Origin of the sequence: Campylobacter sp. BCW_6873, assembly GCF_001762365.1 — a bacterium.
GTDB lineage: Bacteria > Campylobacterota > Campylobacteria > Campylobacterales > Campylobacteraceae > Campylobacter_D > Campylobacter_D jejuni.
Genome location: NZ_MJWS01000026.1, coordinates 1 through 683 on the forward strand (window position 1 = coordinate 1; position 683 = coordinate 683).

At 22.4% G+C, this 683-nt stretch carries 1 protein-coding gene; it reads left to right on the forward strand.

What is annotated here, in order from left to right; translation table 11 throughout:
• Window positions 1–168 precede the first annotated feature (168 nt).
• A partial coding sequence (locus AJ932_RS00660; RefSeq protein WP_186820603.1) for a hypothetical protein occupies window positions 169–683 on the forward strand: 515 nt, incomplete at its 3' end.

Sequence of the window (683 nt, forward strand, 5' to 3'; positions counted from 1 at the left end):
ATAAAAATAAAAACAAAGAAATAAATAAAAATTTAAATCAAGATGAAAATTCAAATCAAGAAAACAATACAAAACAAAGCAATACCATTATAGATGATATAAAAGAAGATTTTAAGATTGTATCTAATAATGCTATAATAAATAATACTAACTTTAAAGGTAAAAAAATTGCTTAAAATATCAAAAAAAATTTCTATTATAGTTTTTATTGTATTAGTTTTTATTGCAGTTGTTAGTAGTGTTTATGAGTTTATCCATGAAGCTCTAAAGTTTAAAGAAGATAATGAAAGCAAAGCAAGAGAAAATCTTAGTGCTTTAATCAAATGGAGTGAAAACGAAGGTAAGGAAGAATTAGAATATGCTAAGAATTTAAGCAAAGAAAACTATAATCAAGAAAAAGTTACACAAATGATTATTAAAAATCTTAAGATGATACAAGCTAGTATTGAAGATATAAGAACTTTAACTATTTATTCATTCCTAGATGAAGATGAGGAACTTTCAAGAAAAGCTAGTCGAATTGTTTTAAATTTAAATAACGATATTATATCCTATCTTTTATACAATGAAAGAAATATCACAAATCATAAAACTTATTTTTTATTTGACAAGGAAAGATTTGATGCACTTGAAGATTTTTTATTTTTTCTAAATACTCGTTTAGAAGAGGATTTTTTGCAAAA